A 20241-nucleotide genomic window follows, 5' to 3' on the forward strand; every position below is an offset into this window, starting at 1 on the left:
GAACGGTATACCAATAATCGCGGTTTCCACTAGGGTGCTGTGGCATCGGGTGTATCCCCACCGTGCGGACCGTCGGTCACAACACTTCCCTTGTGGTGAACGAATTGTGGTCGCGCAAAGGATCACGGGCCGCAGTCGGTGAGTCCTTCGGTGGAGGGATGTGGCGGCCCGCGCTTGGGGCAGCGGTGGCCAACTCGATAGTTTGGTGGACCAAATCTGAGAGGATGTCGATGAAGACCTTGGTGACCGCTTCCTGGGTGATCGCCCACGACGGACGCTCGCACGTGGAGATACCGGACGGGGCCGTGTTGATCGACGGCGACACCATCGTCGATGTGGGCGAGCGCGCCGAACTCGACCGGCACCAGACCGACGAACGCGTCGACCTCGGTGACGCGGTGGTCACCCCGGGCCTCATCGACCTGGACGCCCTCACCGACATCGACCATCTGATCCTGGACTCCTGGGCGTCCCCGGAGTTGGCCGCCGGCTTCACTTGGTCGACCGAGTACTTCGCCGCGCCCCGGGCGGTGTTCGACGCCGCGCAACGGCGCACGGTGCGCGAGTACGCGCTGGCCCAGCTCGCCCTGCACGGCATCACCAGCTACATGCCGATCGCCTCCGAGGTGCACAGCGATTGGGCGGAGACCTACGAGGACTTCGTGGCGATGGCCGAGGTGTCCACGCGACTGGGTCTGCGCGCCTTCCTCGGGCCGTCGTTCCGGTCCGGGGTCAACGTGATCGGCGCCGACGGCAAGCGCACCGTGAGGTTCGACGAGGAGGCAGGCCGACGGGGTCTGGCCGATGCGTTGCGGTTCCTGGACCACACCGCGCAGCTCGCCGACCCTCTGGTGACCGGGGTGCTGCTCCCGTGCCGGATCGAGACCCTGACCCCCGACCTGCTCCGCGACGTCGCGCGAGCCGCGGACCAACGCGGCGCGCTGGTGCGCCTGCACGCCCTGCAAGGCATGTCGGAGCGCGACTACATCCACCACACCTACGGGCGTACCCCCCTGCAGCTGATCGCCGACTCCGGGCTGCTGTCCGACCGGCTGATCGTTCCGCACGGGGTGGTGCTGGATGTGCATCCCGAAGTACTCGGCAGCGACACCGGAGATGTCGCGGTGCTGGCCGACGCCGGCGTCTCGATCGTGCACTGTCCGCTGACCAACGCCCGCTATGCCCACAACCTGCACACGTTCGCCGGCTACCGGGCACAGGGGGTGAACCTGTGTCTGGGCACGGACTCCTTCCCGCCCGACCTGATCCGGGGAATCGACGTGGGCACCCAGATCGCCAAGCTCCAGGCCGGCGACCTGGGCCAGGGCCATCTCACGGGCTACTTCGATGCGCTCTGGACCGGTGGGGCGACCGCGCTGCACCGCCGGGACCTCGGGCGTCTGGCCGCGGGGGCCGCCGCCGACCTGGCGGCGTTCGCCCTGGACGACTTCCGCATGGGTGTCACGGAGGATCCGCTGCGCACCCTGGTGCTCAACGGCACTGCCCGCGACGCAGTCCTGACGATGGTCGCGGGCAAGGTGGTCATGCGCAACGGCTCGATCCCGGGTGTCGATCTCACCGCGCTGAGGCGAGCCGGTCAGCAGCTGTTCGATGTGATGCGCGCGGCCTATCCGGAGCGCGACTGTCGTCGACGCCCGGTGGACGAACTCTTTCCGCCGGTATTTCCCCTGTCGTCCCAGGGGGCGGTGGGTGGTGCATCGGGTGCTCTGTGAGCCGGGGCGTCGATGGTTCGTCGCGAGGGATCGACGGGGCTCCGAGCGAGGGATCGCGAGACAGTCCTGTAGGGGGCCGGCCTGGGGTTGTCCGGGTTGTGTCGAGAAGCGTTGCGTTGTTTGAAGGTGGCGTCCCGGTCCAGAGGCCGGGGCGCCGCTCTTCTGGGGCAGCGGTGCTTTTTGCCGGGGCGGGTGGCCCCCGTGCAGGCGCTGTGCCACCAGCCCGGAGCAGCTGTTCCGCCCCGGGCCGTCCGAGCTCCCTCGTCGCGGCCCCGGAGCCGGGGCGCACGTCCCGGACTGAGCTCGACGCGGTTCGCCTGTCCTGCGCAAGGACGAGACCGACGCCACCGCAGACCAGGTCCGTGCGGTGAACGGACACCGCCCAGCGCGTCGAAGGGAAACAGGCGGCTCGGACCGACCGGCACATGCCGGTCGGTCCGATGAACGCCGAACCTGGATGGTTACGGGGTTCCGGCCGGGGAACCGCTGGGCGACGGGGAGCGGCGGCGGGGTTTCCAGCCGGGGCGGGGGACGGCGGCCAGGAGCGCCCTGGTGTAGTCCTCCTGGGGGGCGCGCAGGAGCTCGGCGGTGGGTCCGCGTTCGACCACCCGGCCGGCGGCCATCACGATGGCGGTGTCGCTGATCTGGTTGACGACGGCCAGGTCATGGGAGATGAACACGTAGCTGATGCCGGTCCGTTCCCGGATGTCGGCGAGCAGGTTGAGGATCTGGGCCTGGATGGACACGTCCAGCGCAGCGACCGCCTCGTCCAGGACGAGCACCTTCGGTTCGACGGCGACGGCCCGGGCGATGGCGACGCGCTGCCGCTGCCCGCCGGACAGCTGGCGGGGCAGCATCACGGCATGCCGTTCGGTCAGCCCCACCGCCTCCAGCAGCTCCAGGGCGCGGGTGCGCCGCTCCGTCGCCGTCAGCGGGAAGTGCAGGGCGAGCCCGGTCTCGATGACATCGCCGATGCGCTGCAACGGGTCCAGGGAGGAGTACGGGTCCTGGAACACGATCTGGATCTCCCGGGCCCGGCGACGGCGCTCGGCCGAACCCGCCCGGCCCTGCCGGACGCGCCCGCAGACACTGATCGTCCCGCCGGTGGGGGTCTCCAGCCCGAGCAGCATGCGGGCGACCGTGGTCTTTCCTGAGCCCGACTCCCCGACGACCGCCAGTGATTGACCGCGGGCGACCGTGAAGGACACGTCGTCGACGGCGACCATGTCCTTCCCGAAGACCTTCTGCAGCCCCTCGGCCCTGACCAGGATCTCGGTCACGATTCCTCCGCTCGTACGCAGGCGACATGGGCGCCGGCCAGCTCCCGCAGCGGGGGCCGGTCGATCAGGCACTCCGGTCCTGCCTGGCTGCAGCGCGGCTGGAACGCGCAGCCCGCCCCTGCCTCGAAGGCGGCGACCGGCCGTCCGGCGATGACCGGCAAGCGGTGCGCGACCCGGTCGATGCTGGGCCGGGAGACCATGAGCCCCGTGGTGTACGGGTGTCGGGGCGCCTGGACAAGTGCCTCCGCGGACTGCACCTCCAGGATCCGCCCGGCGTACATGACGGCGATGCGGTCGCAGGTGGCGGCCGCCAGCTCGAGGTCGTGGGTGATCAGCAGCATGGCCATGCTGCGTTCTCTGCGGAGGTCGTCCAGGATGGCCATGACCTCCGACTGGGTGGTCACGTCCAGTGCGGTGGTGGGCTCGTCGGCGAGCACCAGGTCGGGTTCCACGGCCAGCACCGACGCGATCATGACGCGCTGCAGCAGCCCGCCGGACAGCTCGTGCGGATGCTGCCGCATACGGCGCTCACCGTCGGCGATACCGACATCGGCGAGCAGCCGTACGGCTCTGGCGTGCGCCTCCCGCGCCGGTACCGACAGATGGGTGACCATGGCCTCGGTGAGGAAGTCGCCGATGCTGCGGACCGGGTTGATGTGCGCACGTGGATCCTGGAAGATCATCGCGATCCGGCGGGTCCGCAGGGCACGTAGGTCGCGCGGGCCCAGGTCCAGGACCGGGATGCCGTCGAACTCGATCCGGCCGCTGAGCCGGGCACCGGGCGGGGCCAGCCGGAGTATGGAGCGGGCTGTCATCGACTTGCCCGATCCGGACTCGCCGACCAGCCCGACGGCCTCGCCCGGGGCGATGGTGAGGCTGACGTTCTCGACCAGTGTCCGCCAGTCGCGGCCGACCGGGACGTCGAGCCTCACCTGGTCCAGGACCAGAAGATCCCCGCTCACCTCAGATCACCTTCCTGCCTGCCGAGCCGGTCGCCGAGCAGATTCACCGCCACCACGACGAGCGCGATCAGCACACCCGCGCTGACCGCCTCCATCGGCTGGCCGCGTACCGCGCTGTCCAGCCCGTTCTTGACCATCAGTCCCCAGTCCGCTGTCGGCGGCTGTACGCCCAGGCCGAGGAACGAGATCGCGGCCACGTCGATGATCGCGAAGCCGAGCGCGGACACCGACTGGGCCACGATGATCGGCCGCAGGTTGGGCAGCAGATGGCGGCTGCAGATGGCGACGGCTGATCTGCCCTGGACCCAGGCGGCCGCGATGTACGGGAGATTGCGCTCGCGGAGGGCCGCGCTGCGCACGACCCGGGCCACGTAGGGGGTGTAGGCGACGGCCAGGCCGGCGACCACACCGGTCATGCCGGGTCCGAGGACCGCCACGGTCACCAGGGCGAACACGATGCCCGGTATCGCGAACAGCACGTCGAGCAGCCGGGAGATGACCGCGTCCACCCGGCCGCCGGCCCAGGCGGCGGTGACCGCCAGCACCGTGCCCGCCACCGTGGACAGCACGATGGTGAACAGCGGGCCCAGCAGCGTCGTACGGGCACCGAACATCAGCCGGGACAGGACGTCTCGGCCGAGTGCGTCGCCGCCGAGCGGATGGGTTCCGGAACTGCCGGCCAGCGCGTTGAAGAGGTCGGGTCGATTCGGATCTTGAGGGGCCAGCAGCGGTGCGCAGGCGGTCACCACGGCAAGGAGACCGAGCAGCAGTACGGTGGCCAGCCCCAGAGGGCCCAGGCGTGCCTTCATGTCGCCTCCCCGGGAGACAGGCGTGGGTCGATGAGGGAGTAACAGACGTCGACCGCCAGGTTGATGAGGACGAACGCGGTGACGAGGACCAGTACGACGCCTTGGACCACCGCGAAGTCCCGCTGGAGGATCGCCCGGACGAGCAGGGAACCGAGTCCGTCCAGAGCGAAGATGTTCTCCACGACGACCGAGCCGGCGATCAGGCCGGCCACGGTGAGGCCGGTGACGGTGACGACCGGGATGGAGGCGTTGCGCAGGACGTGCCTGCGGACGATGTGGCTCTGGGAGAAGCCGCGGCTGCGCGCGGTCTCCACGTGTTCCCGGCGGAGTTCCTCTCCCACCGAGGCCCGGGTGATCCGGGCGAGGAAGGCGGCGCTGCCCAGGCTGAGAGCGATCGCCGGGAGCGTCAGGTGGTAGAGGCGGTCCGGCAGTCCTGCCCCCGGGCCGAAGACCGGGAACCAGCCGAGTCCGAGGGCGAAGACGATGACCAGCAGGACTCCGACGACGAACGTGGGGGTGGCCAGGAAGATGCTGTTCACCAGGGAGATGACCGTGTCGACCGTGCCGCGCCGCAACGCTCCCAGGACGCCGAGTCCGACGCCGGCCACCACGATGATCACGGTGGCGTAGAGGACGAGCAGCCCGGTGGTCGCCAGCCGTGTGGACATCAGGTCGGAGACGCCCTGCCGGTAGACCAGGGACTGGCCGAAGTCGCCGTGCAGTGCGTCGCCCAGCCAGCCGAAGTAGCGGATCAGGAACGGGTCGTCCAACCGGTACTCATGACGGATGGCGGCGATCTGTTCGGGGCTGCCGCTCCGATTGCCCAGCAGGAAGGCCATCGGCCCGCCGGGGACCAGGTAGAGCAGCCCGTAGACCAGGAACGAGGCGACGAGGAGGACCGCCACGAGCGCGGCCAGCCGCCGCGCCAGGAAGAGTGGCCAGCTCATCGCGCACCGAGCCCGGCGGCCCAGGGGTAGTAGAGGTAGGGGAAGGAAGCGACCGCGCCGGTGACCCGCTTGTTCATGTAGAGGATGACGGGCAGGTTGTTGAGCGGCGTCCAGGGGACGTCGCGGGTGACCTTGGCCTGGATGCCGGTGACGAGCGCCGCGCGCTCGGCCGGGTCGTACGCGGCCTGGGCCTTCATGATGTCGGCGTCGACGGCCGGGTAGTCGTTGAAGTTGGACCGGCCGCCCCTGGTGAAGACACGGTAGACATCCAGCGGGTCGGGCACGTTGCCGTACCACGTGCTCAGGAACGCGTCGATGCCGGCGCGGGCCTTGGGGTCGCTGTACAGGTTGCCGTACTGCTCGACCGGGATCACCTTGATGTTGATCTCGATGCCGAGCGCCTCGCCGGTGGCCTTGAGGAGGTTGGCGGTCTGCTCGTGCACCGCCGAGCTGCCCTGGATGCCGATGGTGATGGGCTGGGAGGGCTTGCCGGCCTTCTGGAGCAGCTTGTTGGCCTTGGCCAGGTCGACGCCTCCGTCCGGCAGGGTGTCGTAGGCCTTCCGGAAGCTGTCGGTGGAGTAGCCCCAGTAGTCGGGGTTGGCCAGGGCGCGGTCCGGGGAGGCTGCGCCCTGGAAGATCACCTTGGCGATGGCCGCGCGGTCGAGGGCTGCCGACAGCGCCCCGCGGACCCGCGGGTCCGCGTACGGGCCGGTCTTGGCGGCGCCGAGCAGGGTCCAGAAGGTGAGCGAGCGGCCGAGCGTGACCGAGCCGGTGGGCGATTTCTGGAGCTGGCCGAGCCCGGCGGGCGGCAGGTAGAAGTACTGTCCGTCGATCTCGCCGGAGCGCAGCGCGTTGACCGCGGTCGTCTCGTCGGCGATGAAGCGGAACACCAGCGACTTCGACTTGGCCTTGAGTGCGGCGTCCCAGTAGGTGTCGTTGCGGGTCAGCGTCATGGAGTTGCCCGACGTCCAGCCGGTGAACTTGAAGGGCCCGGTGCACATGACCCCGCTCCTGGGCGAGCCGAGGTCCTTGCCGGCCTTGCTGAGGAAGGACTTCTCCACCACCGCCCCGGCTGCGGTGGCCATGGCCTGGTTGAACAGCACGTCGGGCTGTTTGAGGACGACCGTGACCTGGCGCGGCCCGGTTGCCTTGATCGAGTCGACTGTGCGGAAGTAGTCGCTCCACCACGTGCCCAGCGCGGGATCGAGGTGGCGGTTCAGGCTGGCCGCCACATCGTCGGCGGTCAGCGGGGTGCCGTCCCAGAACGTCACGTCCTTGCGGAGCGTGTAGACCCAGGTGGTCGGGTTCGGGTTCGCCGCTTTCTCGGCCAGCCCCGGTTCGATCTTCAGGTCGGGTGTGAGCCGCATCAGGCTCTCGCACATGTTGGCGAGGGCGGTGTTCTCGGCGTAGTTGAAGGAACGGATCGGGTCCAGGGTCTGCGGCTCGTACGGCAGATTCCAGGTGATCTTGTCCAGGCCGGTGCCGGCCGGTGCGGTCGTGGTCTTCAGGTCGAGCTTGTCGACAGCGCGCGGCGTGGTCCCGGCCGATCCGCCGCAGGCGGTCAGGGCGAGCGCGAGGCCGCCCGCCGCCAGGGGGAAAGTACGACGTTTCATCGGAGATTCCTCTCGAGGTGACCGGCACGAGCAATGACGTTCCCGGCGCGTACGACCATGCCGGGCAGGGGACGGTCCACGACGGCCTGCGCGACCGTCTCCCCGGTCAGCAGGACGAAGTCGGCCGGATCGCCGACCCGCAGGTCGGCCCGGTCCAGGCCGAGGAGGTCGGCGCCCCCGTGCGCCACGACGGCGTAGCAGGCCGTCAGTTCCTCGTCGGTCCTGGCATCGGTGCGATAGGCGAGCAGGTGCGCCCGCGTGATCATGTCGCCGTCGCCGAACGGCGTCCACGGATCCCGTACGCCGTCGGAACCCGCGGCGACCAGCACTCCACGGGCGCGCAGCGGCGGGAACGGGACGACCGGTTCGTCTCCCAGCGCGCAGGTGGTCAGCGCCACTCCCGCGTCGGCGAGCAGCTCACCTGTTCGCTCCAGCTCCGCCGGGTCGCATTCGGCCAGGCAGAAGGCGTGGCTGATGGTGACCTTTCCCTGCATGCCGGCCGTCCGGGCGCGGCGCGCGATCTCGGTGACCTGGGCCAGGCCCGGACGACCGCGGTCGTGCAGATGGATGTCGATCGGCGCGCCGGTCCGCTCCGCCATGGCGAACAGGAGGTCCAGGTGGCCGTCGAGGTCGCCGTCGACGCCGATCGGGTCCAGGCCGCCGATGATGTCGGCCCCCTCCTTCAGCGACTGTTCCAGGAGGTCGGCGGTGCCGGGCTCGGTGAGCAGGCCGAGCTGGGGGAAGGCCACCACCTGAAGGTCCATGGCCTCGGCGAAGGGCGTGGCGGCGGCACGGACCCCGTGCACATTGGACATTCCGTAGACCGGTGCGACATCGGCGTGCGCACGCATCGCCCGGGTCCCCCGGCCGACGGCGTGGGCGATGAGAGCACCGGCGCGCTCCTCGACCGAGGCGGTCATCCGCATCCGCGTGGCGACGTCGCCGTCGATCAGCTCGCGCAGGGTTTCGGCGGGTTCCCGGCTCAGCCAGCGCCGGCCCCAGGTGGACTTGTCGGGGTGGATGTGTGCGTCGACCGGTGAGGGCAGCGCGAGTGCGCCGCCACCTTCGATGACTTGAACATGTTCCGGTCGGTTCGTGGGATCGATGACAGCGATGCGGCCATCGGTCACGAGGAGGTCGTGAAGGGCGCCGCCGTGCGGGCGGACTCGGGTGAACAGCACGTGACCCATGGGTCGTTACCCCCTTGAATCCGTTGGAAGGACTGGACCCTGGCCCAGGGGGTTCATATAGTTATCAGGTCATCAGAGGACTGAGAAGAGGCTTGGGTGAAGCCAGTTGGACGAGTGTCGATCGTCGACACCTTGATCATCGAACTGCGAAGGGAAATCTCCCGGGGCGCCTGGCAGGTTGGTGACCGGATCCCCCCGGAGAGCCAACTCGCCGAGACTCTGGGCGTAAGCCGGCTCTCGATCCGCGAGGCTGTCCGCGTGCTCATTCACGCCGGGCTGCTGACCGCCCGTCAGGGTGACGGCACTTACGTGACCGCCACGGACGAGGGCCAGGTCGCGCTCCGTCGCCACCTCGGCCGGGCCGAGACCGCCGATATTCTCGACGTCAGGCGGGGCCTGGACATCGTCGCGGCCCGACTGGCCGCGACCATGCGCACCGAGGAGGATCTGGACAAGCTGCGGGAGGCCATGGAACGTCGCGCTGCCGCAGGCCGGGCGGCCGACCTGGACGCCTTCACCGACGCCGACGTCGACTTCCACCTGTACATCGCCGAGGCTTCCCACAACTGGCTACTGGGTGACCTCTACCGGAACATGAGCGACGCCCTGTGGGAGACCGTCAAGGCCAATCAGTGCATGGACGACGCGGGCGACGACCCGTTCCACACCGCGCTGTTCGAGGCCGTACTCGCCGGCGATCCGATCGCCGCGACCGCCGCGGCGTTGTCCATCCTGGACGACTACGCCGACGGGGAAGCGTGACCACAACCGATCTGCTGATCCACAACGCCGACCTGGTCGTCACCATGGACGAGGCACTGGGCGACCTGTCCGGTGGCCGGGGTGTCCGCGATGTTTTCGGTCCGGTCGGCAGTGACAGCAGATCGTGCGGCGGGGCAGCGCCAGTCCGGTGCGGCACCGGCGCGCGATGATGCTGCCGGCCTCGGCCGACGGGGATCGCGCCCCCGCGATCGCCCGACTGGTTCGAACCGTGGACCCCGGGCGGTCGTCGGCAGCGCCCACGCCATCGACGTGGCCGGGGCGTGTGCCGTCGGTCACCCTCGCGCGTGCGCGACGAGCGGACGCCACAGGCGCTGCCGACGTACTGACTCAGCGCCATCGCCGCGCGTGCGCGGCGATGGCTCCCAGCACCTCGGGCATGTCCTGCTCCGGCGCCCCTATCAGCACCCGCGAGCCACGCCCCGGCCCGTCCAGTACCTCGCAGACGGCGACCAGCGGATAGGTCGCCTCTGATCCCACCTTCTGGTACCGGCCCTTCGGCTGTCTCGCGCGCGCTTCCTCGTCCGTGTAGGGGGTGATCGAGTACCGCCGCACCGCCCGCGGATCACTGCGGAACGGCGGCCGTACGGCGAGCACCCGCAGCGGGCCCGGCAGCGGCTTCAACGCCACCTTCGCGCAGGGGTCGGGAGTCGTGCCCAGCACCCCGGGCCCCACGTACAGCGGGCCCTTGATGTCCAGCTTCCACGGGCCCGTTCCCGCGACGGCGCCGTCCACCGCGTGCACCTCGACCGGTTCGACCGGCTCCACCTCGCACTTGCGCGGCAGCCGCGTCCGCGTCCACCACCGCAGCCACAGCAGGGTCGGTACCAGCAGTGCCACCGCCGCCACCGCGAAGCCCCGCACCACCGCTTCGGGCCGCGGCGCGATCAGCGCCACCAGCGCGCCGACGCCGCCCGCGGCCCCCAGTGCGAGCGCCGGCGCCAGCCACTGCCAGGCCATCGTCAGCGGATTGCGCCGCCCGCGCAGCAGCAGCCACAGCGCCGCCCACAGCGGCCCGAGGCCGATCCCGCACAGCACGGAGGTCAGGGCGGCGGGCCCGCTGAAGAGCCGTCCCGGGTAGTGGCCGGTGCGCACGGTGGCGGTGTCGACGCCCTCACCGGCCTGGATCATCCGTACCGATCCGCGCCACCACAACAGAGTCACCGGCTCCCCGGCCCGTGCCCGTCCGTACACCGAGTCCCGCTCCTCGTGCGAGCGGTGGTCGCGGTAGCGCAGCTCCATCGCGCGCTTGTCCGCCCGGGTCAGCACCAGCGTGTACACCGTGGACGCGCGCTTGAGTTCGTAGTCGGTGTCCCGCACGGTGACGCGTTCCCGCTGCATGCAGTACGGATTGCGGTAGCGGTCCCCACACACCTTCAGCTGGTCGGAGGGGTGCCCGTCCTCGATCACCGCCACCTTCGCGAAGTCCACGTCGTCGGCGCGCAGCCGTTCGGCCTGCTGCCAGAGCGGCCAGGCCGCCCCCAGCAGCACGGCGGCCAGCAGCAGGCACATGCCCCCGCGGACGACGTCCCCGATCCCGCCCCTCATAGGCTCCCTCATCACTGTCTCGCGAGTACATACGTGACAGCCGGCACCCCGTAATGGATGTGCGCGTCGTCGACACGCGCCACGTACCGGCCGCCGGTGGCCGCTGAGACGCACTGGTGGTCCGGACCGATGGGTCGACGGGCTCCTGACCGTCGAGGAAGAGATGCGTTGCGGTGGTGTCGGTGACCGTGGGCACATTACGCCACCGGTTGTCCTCGCCGTAGGGCGTCACCGTGACCGTCCTGCCCGATTCCGGGTCCGGCGCACGCCGGCGGACGCAGCGCTCCTCGCGTCGGCGACGAGGAGAACGCGGGACAACCGGGTGTACCGGCGGCAGCCTGCCGGGATCAGGAGCGAAGTTCGGGAGGTCGGCGTGACGAGGGACAAGTTGCTTGAAGTTTCACGCAACAGGTAGGCTTGCCCTAACGCTTGAAAGTTCAACTTCTACTCCCTGCAGAAGGGCACGTGTAAAAATGACCTCCATCCTGCACACCACCCCCTCCTCCTCCGACGCTCGCGCGCAGGGCCCCTCTCTGCATGCCTACGATGTGGGGCTGCTGCTCCTGCGCCTGGTCCTCGGTCTGACAGTGGCCGCCCACGGCGCGCAGAAGCTCTTCGGCTGGTTCGGTGGTGGCGGGCTTGAAGGCTTTGGTCAGTTCTTCACCATGAGTGGCTATCCTTCCGGCGAAACCATGGCGCTGATTGCCGGACTCAGTGAAGTCCTCGGCGGACTCGGCCTTGTGCTCGGGCTGCTCACGCCGCTCGCGGGCGCGGCCGTGCTCGGCACAATGATCAATGCGCTCGCAGTCAAGTGGGGCGGCGGTTTCTTCGCGCCGACGGGTGTCGAGTACGAAGTCCTGCTGTCCGCAGGTGCGGCCGGGCTGGCCCTCACCGGGCCGGGCAGGTTCGCCGTCGACCGTTTTCTCCCCGGGCTGCGGACCCATCGGCTTGGATACGGCGTCGCGGCCCTGGTGCTTGCCGTTGTGATCGCCGCTCTCGTGCTGCTCATCCGTAACTGACCACAGTCGTTCGCTGTGCACTTCTCCAGCAACGGCCTCGGCTTCGTCGTCGAGCACGAGCTGCCCCGACGGGCGGCCCAGGACACGGATCACGAGCCGGGCCTTTTCACCATCTCACCCGCCGCCGGCAACAACCGGCCCCGGCGGACCGGCCGGGCACTGCTCGGCCCCACCGCCTGAAGGGACAGCATTCGTGAGCACCAATCCTGCGACACCGACCCACGGCACTGACACGGGAGGCGCGTGGTGAGCCGTTTCGACACACCCGTTGTGGTGACCCGAGGAGACGCGGAGGGGCCACTGGTCGTTCTGTTGCACGGCCGCGGCTCGCGTGAGACCGAGATCATCGGGCTGGCGGACGCTTTGCCCCGTGGCCTTTCCTACGCGGCGGTGCGCGCTCCCATCGCTGAACACGGCGGCTTCGCCTGGTTCGCCAACCGTGGCATCGGCCGTCCCGTCGCGGAGTCGCTTCGGGCCACCATGGACTGGTTCCGGCTGTGGCTCGACGGCGTCGCCCCGCCGGGTCGCCCGGTCATTCTCGTCGGCTTCAGCGGCGGAGCCGCCTTCGCGGGAGGTCTTCTGCTGGATGATCCCGGGCGGTTCGCCGGTGCGGCGATCCTGTACGGAACGTTGCCGTTCGAGGCAGGGGTTCCCACCGATGCCGCACGGCTCGCCGGAGTGCCCGTCTTCGTCGCACAAGGCGATCACGACCAGGTCATTCCCCGCGAGCTGCTCGACCGGACATGGCATTACCTGACCGTCGAGTCGGGGGCACCTGCGATCTCCCGGCGTGACCAGGTCGGCCATGCAATCGCCCGTGACGCACTGGCGGCCCTGGCAGGCTGGCTGGTCGAGCGGGCAGCCTTCCTCGCCCGGCACGGAGGGCCGGTACCTGCGCCGGCTCATTGGGAGACGTTGTCCGGGGACCTTCCGGACCGGGCCGGTCCGCGTCCCGACGTCAGTACGACGATTCCTCAGCGGCAACGTACCGACAACGCACCTGTCGAAGTGCAGGAGAAGCTGTTCGCCCGGCTGAGCGCGCTACCGGGCATACACAGCCGTCAGTCCGCCCTCTCCGTCCCGGGCGCGCGTGGATTCATGGTCACAGCGCCGCAGGCCGGACCCGACGACGCGTTCCTCGTACCGCATGCCGGGGAGTTCGCCCACCTGCACCCGGACCCCGACGGTTCGCTGCATGTCGCGCTGCCTGTGCACCTGGCTGCCGACGCGGTCGCGCACGGCTGGGCCGTGGCACATCCGCTCGCCGGAGTCCGGCTCGCTCCGGGCATGGTGCTTGTCCACGGGCCTCGGGACGAAGCCGAACTCGACATCGTCACGTCCATCGTCGCCACCAGCCACGCCTGGGCCTCCGGCCGGCACCGCCCGACCACGGAATGACGCGAGCAGCTCGGTACCGGAGTGGCGCCTTCTGCCCGATCGCGCCGCGGACACCGGAGAGGTGATGGCTACGCAGTGGCCGCCGCGGGTGACGTCCCGTGCCGGTCGGGCAGCGCGCATCAGGCACGGATGACGCCCAGCTGTCGGGCCGGGCGCCGTGGTGATCCAGAGCCGTTCCTCGACCGTCTCCGGCCGGGCACCGGAGACGGTCCGGGTCCGCCTGGATCGGACGGGTCAGTGCAGCAGGGCCCGTACCGACGTCTTCATCCGGGCCACGAACGCCTCTCGCACCTCGTCCGTCACCCGGTCCAGCGAGAGATACGGATTGAGGTCTTCCAGCTCGACGAGCAGCAGGTCACCGTCCGCCGTCCGGCACGCGTCGACGCGCTGGATGCCGTGCGCGAGGTCGTTCCACTCCACGAACCGGCGGGCGAAGTCCAGATCCGCCGTCGTCGGCTCGTACGGTTCCAGTACCCAGCGCTGCTCGGGGTCCGGTGCGTAGAGCGCGTACTGGAAGTCGCGGTCGATGAAGAAGAAGGACACCTCGTAGCGGAAGTCGATCCTCGGTTGGACGAGCACGCTGCCGTCCGGCTCGGCGCCCACCTCGGCCGCGAGCGCGTCGGGCGTGACGAAGCGCAGCCCGACCGAGTCCGCGCCCAGCTTCGGCTTGATCACATACTCGGCCGCCCCGGGCAGCAGCCCCAGATCGCCCGCCCGGTCCACGGTCGCGATCACCGGGTACTTCGCGGCGCTCAGATCGACGAGATACTGCTTGCCCGCCATGTCACCGCGCCCGGTCAGCGGGTTGTACACCGGCACCTTCCGCTCGCGGGCACGGGCGCAGAACGCGTCGTACGCCTCCTGGTAGTGCAGCACCGGGCCGCTGTTGCGGACAACGACGGCGTCGAAGCCGTCGAGCAGCGCGGCCGCGTCGCGCGGATGACAGAGCGCGACATCGAATTCCTCGCGCAGCCGCGAGGTGAGAAAGATGTCCTCGTCGCAGTAGCGGCGGCCGCGCGCCGGATACGCGAGGTCGGTGACGAAGAGGACGGACGGGCGCGGACCGGCGTGCATGACGTTCTCCCAGGGGGTATGGGGGCGGACAGCGGATCAATAACCTTGATGGCGTTGCCGGTTCACCACGTTGGAGCATCATGATCTCTGCCCCACAGGAGTCGCACGTGTCGCCACTGCCCGACATTCTCTCGCCCGCCTTCGCCGCCGACCCCTACGGGGCCTACCGAACCATGAGGGAGAGTGCCCCGCTGATCCACCACGAGGCCACGGACAGTTACCTCGTCTCCCGGTACGAGGACGTCGAGCGGGTCTTCAAGGACAAGGCGGGAGAGTTCACCACCGACAACTACGACTGGCAGATCGAACCGGTGCACGGCCGGACGATCTTGCAGCTCAGCGGGCGTGAGCACGCGGTGCGCCGGGCCCTGGTCGCCCCCGCCTTCCGTGGTGCCGGCCTCCAGGAGAAGTTCCTGCCGGTCATCGAACGCAACGCGCGCGAACTGATCGACACCTTCCGGCACACCGGCGAGGCCGATCTCGTCGGAGGGTTCGCCACCCGCTTCCCGGTCCTCGTCATCGCCGACATGCTCGGGCTGGACCGCGCGGACCACGACCGCTTTCACGCTTGGTACACCACCGTCATCGCCTTCCTCGGCAACCTCGCCGGGGACCCGGAGGTCACTGCGGCAGGCGAGCGGACCCGCCAGGAATTCGCCGCGTACATGATCCCCGTCATCCAGCAGCGCCGGGACGCGCCCGGCGACGATCTGCTCTCCGCGCTCTGTGCCGCCGAGGTCGACGGCGTACGGATGAGCGACGAGGACATCAAGGCGTTCTGCAGCCTGCTGCTCGCGGCGGGCGGCGAGACCACGGACAAGGCCATCGCCTCGGTCTTCGCCAACCTGCTGACCCATCCGGAGCAGCTCGCGGCGGTACGGGAGGACCGCAGCCTCATCGACCGGGCGTTCGCCGAGACGCTGCGTTACACCCCGCCGGTCCATATGATCATGCGTCAGGCGGCCACCGAGGTGGAGCTCAGCGGCGGTACGGTCCCGGCCGGTGCCACCGTCACGTGTCTGATCGGCTCCGCCAACCGGGACGAGTCCCGCTACCACGAACCCGACCGGTTCGACCTCTTCCGTACGGACCTGACCAGCACCGACGCGTTCTCGGCCGCCGCCGACCATCTGGCGTTCGCGCTCGGCCGGCACTTCTGTGTCGGGGCGCTGCTGGCCAGGGCGGAGGTGGAGACCGCGGTCAACCAGCTGCTGGACGCGATGCCCGACCTGCGGCTCGCGGACGGATTCACGCCCGCTGAACTGGGCGTCTTCACCAGGGGTCCGCAACTGCTGCCGGTACGGTTCAGCCCCGCCTCCGGTTGACCGGAGCGACCCTCAGCCGATGCGCGAACAGACGTCGTCCGTGGACCCGTTGAACATATTCAGTGTTCTGTACCCGGTGGAGCTGATGGCGAGGGTGTAGACGCCGTCGATGCGGTATTCGCCGCGTGGCAGATTGCCGTTGTTCTCACCCACGCCGACGAGCACCGGTCCGACCACGTGCCAGAGCTGCGAGCGGTCGGTGTGGATGTCGACGATCGCGCTGCCACCGGCATCGGCGTCGTAGTGGGCGCCGGTGTCGGTGTTGGTGACCCGGACGACCAGATCGCCCTTGAAGGCGATCTTCGAGGGGGATTCGTCCGGATGGACGACCAGTACCTTCTTCACGACCTCGTCGACGATCGGTTCGGTGTGGATGGGGAAGTCGCAGCGGGCTCCGGCCGGATAGTCGAACGATGGGGTGGGGGCGGGCACCCAGCCGTCCTTCCCGGGTGCTGCGGTCTCGGCGGAGGCGGGCGCGGCACCCAGCAGTACCGAGGCGAGTGTCGTGACGACTGCCAGCGAGCGAAGGGTGGTTGGTCGCATGGAATCTCCCTCGGGGGGCACGCATGCGATGGTGTGGCCGACGTCGCCCCCCGTGCGCCGGCCGCATGCGATCGTAGGGTTTCGCGTCTCACCCGGCCACCCCTTACGGCGTCTCGATCGGCGCTGATGGGCGGCCGGAGCGGGTGCATGGCTGCCTTTACGGTTCGGCAGGTGCCACAACGGGTTCGGGGCGGCGGAATCGAAGGTCGCCCATCTCACGGCAGGCGATATGGGTGGATGTGTCCTACGTTGGGCAGGCACAATCCGTACGATCCAAGGAGCTGCAGTGACAAGCGGAAGCGCCAAGGACAAGGCCAAGGGCAAGGCCAAGGAAGCCATGGGCAAGATGACCGGCGACCGAAGCAAGAAGGTCGAAGGCAAGACGGACCAGGCCAAGGGTCAGGTCAAAGGTGCCGTGCACCACGCGGGCGAAAGCGTGAAGGGTGTGAAGGACTCCCTCAAGCACGACTAGTGCTGTGACCGGCCATGTTTGCCCCGTCAGGAGCGTCGTCCGGTGCGTGCTGGACGGTGCGACGGGGCAAAGCCTGCCGGGAGGGGGCACCAGGGTTCTTCGTTTGGATGAGGCTGGAGCGAGGAGCGGAGCGTCGTCGACCGAGGACAACGCGGCAGATGTGCGTGCCGGACCCCGCGAGCCCGGCCGGATCCAGACGAGAGGCCCCAGGCATCGCGCCCGCAGAGAGCCCCCCGCCCGCACGGGCGGGGGGCTCGGGCGTGCTCGGCTGCCGGGCCGGTCTCCGGAGGCGTCCGCGGAGGTGTGGTGCCCGGGGTGGCATGTGCTTCGAGGTGAAGATCCTCGCCCTGCATCCGTACGGTCCGCCGCGGGGCGCTGACGACCCCGTTCTCAGTGGATGTGCCGTCCGGAGGTCGCCCGCGCGATCACTGGGGCGCTGGATCTCGCCGGTGCCCTCGAAGATCGTGTAGATCTTGGCGCCGCGGGTCGGCCCCGAGGCCGTACCTGCATCATCGGCCACAGCTTGCGCATCATGAACACGGTCGCGGGATTGCCGTTGCCGGAGGAGAGCTTGAGGGACTCCGACGGACCCATCGCGAGCGTCGTACGGGGCAGAGCTTGCCGGGAGGGGCGCCGCCGGAGACGGAGGTCTCGAAAACCTCGTCGCCCCGGCCGTCGTCCGCGGTGATCTTCCAGCGGATGAGCGCCTGGAACTGTCCAGCGTCCTCCGGGCGGAACTGCTGCTGTCGGCCACGCCGGTTCCTCGCTCCGAAGTGAACCTACTCTTGAGTAGGGTATGGGGTGTGCCGTCCCTCCGTAAGGGCGGTGCGGAGCGGGCGGGATGCGGGTGAGTCACCAGGAGCTGCCGGGGCGCACCGCCAGCCGGGGATGGTGGGCGGCCAGGACCTTGTTCGCCCGGGCCAGTTCGGACAAGGCCTGCTCGCGATCCGCCTGGTCCTCGATGCCGAGCCGGGGGCCGCGGAATCTGCGGACCTCCCGGGCGGCGCACTCGGCGTCGAACTCCGCCTGCACGATGCGCCGGGGGATGCAGGACCCGATCAGTTCGGCGACCCGGTCCGGGATCGGCACGGGGACGAGGAGGTGTGAGGCGGTCATGGGGGTTCCCTCTCGGATGGTTGACCAGGAGGTGGTGCTCCGCGGCCGCCGGTTGGGCGGTCGACTCCTCCTTATGTAACGGGAAGCAGTTCCGGGTTTCTCATTGAGAACGTCTCCGTCTGGCAACCGTTTGAGAGTGACCGGCTATTTCCCCTTACCCGTAGGTAAGTTGACTTCACGTGAGGTACGTGCTCGGTCGGAATCCGCGCTGCGTCGATCGGAGGGGCGCGTCGTTGCTGCGGGTGCGCATCTGCAGCGCACGCAGCACTGCCTCGGTCGAGAACCGCGACTCGGGCTCGACGGGTTGCTCGCCGAAGATGGTCTCCGGATTGCGCATCGGATAACGGACCGTCTGCGGGCGTACGTCGAGCAGCTCGCCCATCTGGGCGGCGGTGCCGCGGGTTTCGAGCCGTATTCGCGGTGTCTTGATCAGCCGCGCCGGTTGCGCTGATCTCCGCGATGGGCGCGAGGTCGAGCCGGGCGAGCCGGCCGAGGGGGACCGGTGTCGACGGGCAGGCCACGATCGAGCGCGCCACCGGAACCCGGATCGGTGAGCGGCAGGCGATCGAGCCGGTCCAGCGCGCCGCGGCGGACGTCGACGCCGACGCACTGGTGCCAACTCCCTTACCGCCCAAGGGCGTACCGGACTGAAGCGAGCCGAAACGCCTGGTCACCAGGTCCCTCGAACCGAACCGCACCCGACGCCGTTCGTCGCAGATTAAAGACCGCTCATCGACTGCGACGCCCCTCACGCATTGCCCCTGAACCGGGTTGATCGCGAACCTCTCACACAGCCACCCCCGCAACAAGGAGGAGAACATGGACGACTCACGTGACGTGACCGCCGTGACCCGAGTGCCGCTCGGTCGCCGCACCTTCCTTGGCGGAGTGGGCGTCGCCGCCCTCGGCGCCACCGGCCTCGGGAGCATCAGCCTGTTCACCGGCGCCACCCTGAGCCCCGCGGCCGCCGCCACCGCGGTGCCGGAAGCGGACAAGGACCCGCTCGACCTGCTCCAGCGGATGCTGTCCCACGACACACAAAACTACGGGAAGGGTGCGAACACCCGCGCCCACGCCGAGATGCTCAAGGCGGTGTGGGAGAACGCCGGGGTGCCCGCGGAGATCATCGATACCCCTCAGCCGGACAACGTGCACCTTATCGCGCGTATCCCCGGATCCAGTTCCGCTGCGCCGCTGCTGATGCTTGGCCACTCCGACGTGGTGCCGGTCGAACGGGAGGCGTGGTCCGTCGATCCGTTCTCCGGCACGGTGCGCAACGGGGAGGTGTACGGCCGTGGTGCCCTCGACATGAAAGGTGCCAACTCCGCGACGATCAGTGCTCTGCTGAGGCACATCTCCGAGGGGTCCCGGTTCGAGCGCGACATCATCGTGCTTACCGACTGCGACGAGGAGGCCGGCTCGTTCGGGTCGGGTTGGCTGGCAGCCAACCACTGGAGCAAGGTGAACGCCGGCATGGTCCTCACCGAGGGTGGCTGGTTCCTGGCACAAAAGGACAGGACCACCCCGATGCTGATCACCGCCACCCGGCAGGACAAGGTCTACTTCAACCTGGACCTGACCGCCGACGGCACCGCCACGCACTCCTCCAAGCCCAACCCGGACTCCGCGATCGTGACTTTGTCCAGAGCGGTCGCCGAACTCGGCAGCTGGCTCGCGCCGGTGCACCTCACCGAGGTGACGCGCGAGTACTTCGCGGCGCTGGCAAAGGCAACCGACGACGCGGAGTTCGCACGCGCCATCAAGCTCATGCTCTCCGCACGCAGCCAGAACGCACGGGAACGGGCCGCGCGCGTCGTTGTGTCGAAGTCCTCCTACCCGTGGCTGCACCGTGCCCTGCTCCGGACCACGCATGCGTTCGTCATCGAGGACTCCGGCTACAAGGAGAACGTGATCCCGTCCTCGGCGCATGTCCGACTCAACTGCCGTGGCATCCCCGGTGGTCAGAAGCCTCGCGAGTTCCTCGCCCAGGTCCGCGAGATGACAGCCCGTCGCGGCATCCGGGTGACGCTTGCTGCCCCGGCGGGCAGGACCGAGGAGCAGTATCTCGACGAGCTCGACGAGAGGTGGGCGACGGCGCCCGCCGACATCGACACTCCGCTGTTCCGCGCTCTCGCCGGCGCCGCGAGCGAGACCTACCCCAACGCGGTGTTCGCACCGGCCCTGTTCGAAGCAGGCACCAGCCTGGCGCCGTGGCGCGAGCGCGGCATCCCCGGATACGGGGTCTATCCATACGTACTCGACAACGACCAGCTCATCACGATGCACGGAAACGACGAACGGATCTACGTCGAGGCGCTGAGGCAGGGGACCGCGTTCATGTACCGGACATTCTCCCGATTCCTCAGCTGACGATCCGATCTCCAGCGGGCGTGCGCCGTCAGCCGCGCGGATCCCTTCTGCGGCTTGCGGCG

At 69.3% G+C, this 20241-nt stretch carries 20 protein-coding genes and 1 pseudogene; 10 read left to right on the forward strand and 11 right to left on the reverse strand.

Annotated features, from left to right (window positions below; translation table 11 throughout):
* The first annotated feature begins 230 nt into the window (after positions 1-230).
* Positions 231-1733 carry a chlorohydrolase family protein gene (locus ACFU6I_RS07555; RefSeq protein WP_384362722.1) on the forward strand — a complete coding sequence of 501 codons (1503 nt, stop codon included), beginning with the start codon at positions 231-233 and terminating at the stop codon, positions 1731-1733.
* 461 nt (positions 1734-2194) lie between these two features.
* On the opposite strand, the gene ACFU6I_RS07560 is transcribed toward ACFU6I_RS07555, so the two are convergent.
* The 6 genes from ACFU6I_RS07560 to ACFU6I_RS07585 are packed head-to-tail and all read right to left on the reverse strand — an operon-like array spanning position 2195 to position 8534.
* Positions 2195-3013: an ATP-binding cassette domain-containing protein gene (locus ACFU6I_RS07560; protein ID WP_384362724.1), complete on the reverse strand. Its 819-nt coding sequence runs from the start codon at positions 3011-3013 to the stop codon at positions 2195-2197.
* Positions 3010-3975 carry an ABC transporter ATP-binding protein gene (locus ACFU6I_RS07565; RefSeq protein ID WP_384362726.1) on the reverse strand — a complete coding sequence of 322 codons (966 nt, stop codon included), beginning with the start codon at positions 3973-3975 and terminating at the stop codon, positions 3010-3012. The genes ACFU6I_RS07560 and ACFU6I_RS07565 overlap by 4 nt, the downstream gene beginning before the upstream one ends.
* Entirely contained in the window at positions 3972-4784 is an 813-nt protein-coding gene (locus ACFU6I_RS07570) for an ABC transporter permease (RefSeq protein ID WP_384362728.1), read from the reverse strand. The genes ACFU6I_RS07565 and ACFU6I_RS07570 overlap by 4 nt, the downstream gene beginning before the upstream one ends.
* Positions 4781-5731 carry an ABC transporter permease gene (locus ACFU6I_RS07575; RefSeq protein WP_384362730.1) on the reverse strand — a complete coding sequence of 317 codons (951 nt, stop codon included), beginning with the start codon at positions 5729-5731 and terminating at the stop codon, positions 4781-4783. The genes ACFU6I_RS07570 and ACFU6I_RS07575 overlap by 4 nt, the downstream gene beginning before the upstream one ends.
* Complete coding sequence (locus tag ACFU6I_RS07580; RefSeq protein WP_384362732.1) at positions 5728-7344, reverse strand: ABC transporter substrate-binding protein; 1617 nt, start codon at positions 7342-7344, stop codon at positions 5728-5730. The genes ACFU6I_RS07575 and ACFU6I_RS07580 overlap by 4 nt, the downstream gene beginning before the upstream one ends.
* Positions 7341-8534, reverse strand: a complete 1194-nt coding sequence (locus tag ACFU6I_RS07585) for an amidohydrolase family protein (protein WP_384362734.1) — start codon at positions 8532-8534, stop codon at positions 7341-7343. The genes ACFU6I_RS07580 and ACFU6I_RS07585 overlap by 4 nt, the downstream gene beginning before the upstream one ends.
* 96 nt (positions 8535-8630) lie before the next feature.
* Here ACFU6I_RS07585 and ACFU6I_RS07590 point away from each other — a divergent pair, with 96 nt between their 5' ends.
* Positions 8631-9296, forward strand: a complete 666-nt coding sequence (locus ACFU6I_RS07590; protein WP_384362736.1) for a FadR/GntR family transcriptional regulator — start codon at positions 8631-8633, stop codon at positions 9294-9296.
* Positions 9293-9466: a hypothetical protein gene (locus tag ACFU6I_RS07595; RefSeq protein ID WP_384362738.1), complete on the forward strand. Its 174-nt coding sequence runs from the start codon at positions 9293-9295 to the stop codon at positions 9464-9466. Before ACFU6I_RS07590 ends, ACFU6I_RS07595 begins: the two co-directional genes overlap by 4 nt.
* A gap of 178 nt (positions 9467-9644) precedes the next feature.
* Here the strand turns inward: ACFU6I_RS07595 and ACFU6I_RS07600 are convergent, their stop codons facing one another.
* On the reverse strand, positions 9645-10862 hold the full coding sequence (locus ACFU6I_RS07600) for a hypothetical protein (protein WP_384362740.1): 1218 nt from the start codon (positions 10860-10862) through the stop codon (positions 9645-9647).
* A gap of 473 nt (positions 10863-11335) precedes the next feature.
* Between ACFU6I_RS07600 and ACFU6I_RS07605 the strand changes: the two genes are divergently transcribed.
* The 3 genes from ACFU6I_RS07605 to ACFU6I_RS07615 all read left to right on the forward strand — a co-directional run bounded on the left by ACFU6I_RS07605 (position 11336) and on the right by ACFU6I_RS07615 (position 13279).
* The gene (locus ACFU6I_RS07605) at positions 11336-11881 is read left to right on the forward strand and encodes a DoxX family protein (protein ID WP_384362742.1); all 546 of its coding nucleotides are present in this window, start codon (positions 11336-11338) and stop codon (positions 11879-11881) included.
* Positions 11882-11896: 15 nt separating this feature from the next.
* A complete protein-coding gene (locus ACFU6I_RS07610; protein ID WP_384362744.1) occupies positions 11897-12061 on the forward strand; it encodes a hypothetical protein in 165 nt (54 codons plus the stop codon).
* Between the two features lie 66 nt (positions 12062-12127).
* The gene (locus ACFU6I_RS07615) at positions 12128-13279 is read left to right on the forward strand and encodes a hypothetical protein (RefSeq protein ID WP_384362746.1); all 1152 of its coding nucleotides are present in this window, start codon (positions 12128-12130) and stop codon (positions 13277-13279) included.
* Positions 13280-13513: 234 nt separating this feature from the next.
* Here ACFU6I_RS07615 and ACFU6I_RS07620 read toward each other — a convergent pair whose 3' ends face one another.
* Positions 13514-14353 carry a hypothetical protein gene (locus ACFU6I_RS07620; RefSeq protein WP_384362748.1) on the reverse strand — a complete coding sequence of 280 codons (840 nt, stop codon included), beginning with the start codon at positions 14351-14353 and terminating at the stop codon, positions 13514-13516.
* An 80-nt stretch (positions 14354-14433) separates the two neighbouring features.
* Between ACFU6I_RS07620 and ACFU6I_RS07625 the strand changes: the two genes are divergently transcribed.
* Positions 14434-15678 carry a cytochrome P450 gene (locus tag ACFU6I_RS07625; RefSeq protein WP_384362750.1) on the forward strand — a complete coding sequence of 415 codons (1245 nt, stop codon included), beginning with the start codon at positions 14434-14436 and terminating at the stop codon, positions 15676-15678.
* 12 nt (positions 15679-15690) lie between these two features.
* Here the strand turns inward: ACFU6I_RS07625 and ACFU6I_RS07630 are convergent, their stop codons facing one another.
* Positions 15691-16221 carry a hypothetical protein gene (locus ACFU6I_RS07630; RefSeq protein ID WP_384362752.1) on the reverse strand — a complete coding sequence of 177 codons (531 nt, stop codon included), beginning with the start codon at positions 16219-16221 and terminating at the stop codon, positions 15691-15693.
* Positions 16222-16507: 286 nt separating this feature from the next.
* Here ACFU6I_RS07630 and ACFU6I_RS07635 point away from each other — a divergent pair, with 286 nt between their 5' ends.
* Positions 16508-16693, forward strand: coding sequence for a CsbD family protein (locus tag ACFU6I_RS07635; protein ID WP_345516289.1), 186 nt, complete (start codon positions 16508-16510; stop codon positions 16691-16693).
* A gap of 852 nt (positions 16694-17545) precedes the next feature.
* Here ACFU6I_RS07635 and ACFU6I_RS07640 read toward each other — a convergent pair.
* Both ACFU6I_RS07640 and ACFU6I_RS07645 read right to left on the reverse strand, forming a co-directional pair.
* Entirely contained in the window at positions 17546-17809 is a 264-nt protein-coding gene (locus ACFU6I_RS07640) for a hypothetical protein (protein WP_384362754.1), read from the reverse strand.
* Between the two features lie 175 nt (positions 17810-17984).
* Positions 17985-18318: pseudogene (locus tag ACFU6I_RS07645) on the reverse strand (hypothetical protein); the annotation flags it as partial.
* Here ACFU6I_RS07645 and ACFU6I_RS07650 point away from each other — a divergent pair.
* Entirely contained in the window at positions 18269-18460 is a 192-nt protein-coding gene (locus tag ACFU6I_RS07650; RefSeq protein WP_384362878.1) for a hypothetical protein, read from the forward strand. The pseudogene ACFU6I_RS07645 and the gene ACFU6I_RS07650 overlap by 50 nt on opposite strands.
* A gap of 168 nt (positions 18461-18628) precedes the next feature.
* Positions 18629-20179, forward strand: a complete 1551-nt coding sequence (locus tag ACFU6I_RS07655; RefSeq protein WP_384362756.1) for a M20/M25/M40 family metallo-hydrolase — start codon at positions 18629-18631, stop codon at positions 20177-20179.
* Positions 20180-20241: the final 62 nt, after the last annotated feature.

This window comes from Streptomyces sp. NPDC057486, assembly GCF_042802415.1.
In the GTDB taxonomy this organism is placed as follows: Bacteria; Actinomycetota; Actinomycetes; order Streptomycetales; family Streptomycetaceae; genus Streptomyces; species Streptomyces yanii.

What these genes read in the sequence shown, in the direction of transcription:
- ACFU6I_RS07580 (WP_384362732.1), bottom strand. Translation starts at nt 7,344, where the DNA reads ATGAAACGTCGTACTTTCCCCCTGGCGGCGGGCGGCCTCGCGCTCGCC.
- ACFU6I_RS07650 (WP_384362878.1), top strand. Translation starts at nt 18,269, where the DNA reads ATGGGCGCGAGGTCGAGCCGGGCGAGCCGGCCGAGGGGGACCGGTGTC.
- ACFU6I_RS07600 (WP_384362740.1), bottom strand. Translation starts at nt 10,862, where the DNA reads ATGAGGGGCGGGATCGGGGACGTCGTCCGCGGGGGCATGTGCCTGCTG.
- ACFU6I_RS07585 (WP_384362734.1), bottom strand. Translation starts at nt 8,534, where the DNA reads ATGGGTCACGTGCTGTTCACCCGAGTCCGCCCGCACGGCGGCGCCCTT.
- ACFU6I_RS07625 (WP_384362750.1), top strand. Translation starts at nt 14,434, where the DNA reads ATGATCTCTGCCCCACAGGAGTCGCACGTGTCGCCACTGCCCGACATT.
- ACFU6I_RS07555 (WP_384362722.1), top strand. Translation starts at nt 231, where the DNA reads ATGAAGACCTTGGTGACCGCTTCCTGGGTGATCGCCCACGACGGACGC.
- ACFU6I_RS07655 (WP_384362756.1), top strand. Translation starts at nt 18,629, where the DNA reads ATGGACGACTCACGTGACGTGACCGCCGTGACCCGAGTGCCGCTCGGT.
- ACFU6I_RS07575 (WP_384362730.1), bottom strand. Translation starts at nt 5,731, where the DNA reads ATGAGCTGGCCACTCTTCCTGGCGCGGCGGCTGGCCGCGCTCGTGGCG.
- ACFU6I_RS07630 (WP_384362752.1), bottom strand. Translation starts at nt 16,221, where the DNA reads ATGCGACCAACCACCCTTCGCTCGCTGGCAGTCGTCACGACACTCGCC.
- ACFU6I_RS07620 (WP_384362748.1), bottom strand. Translation starts at nt 14,353, where the DNA reads ATGCACGCCGGTCCGCGCCCGTCCGTCCTCTTCGTCACCGACCTCGCG.
- ACFU6I_RS07605 (WP_384362742.1), top strand. Translation starts at nt 11,336, where the DNA reads ATGACCTCCATCCTGCACACCACCCCCTCCTCCTCCGACGCTCGCGCG.
- ACFU6I_RS07570 (WP_384362728.1), bottom strand. Translation starts at nt 4,784, where the DNA reads ATGAAGGCACGCCTGGGCCCTCTGGGGCTGGCCACCGTACTGCTGCTC.
- ACFU6I_RS07640 (WP_384362754.1), bottom strand. Translation starts at nt 17,809, where the DNA reads ATGACCGCCTCACACCTCCTCGTCCCCGTGCCGATCCCGGACCGGGTC.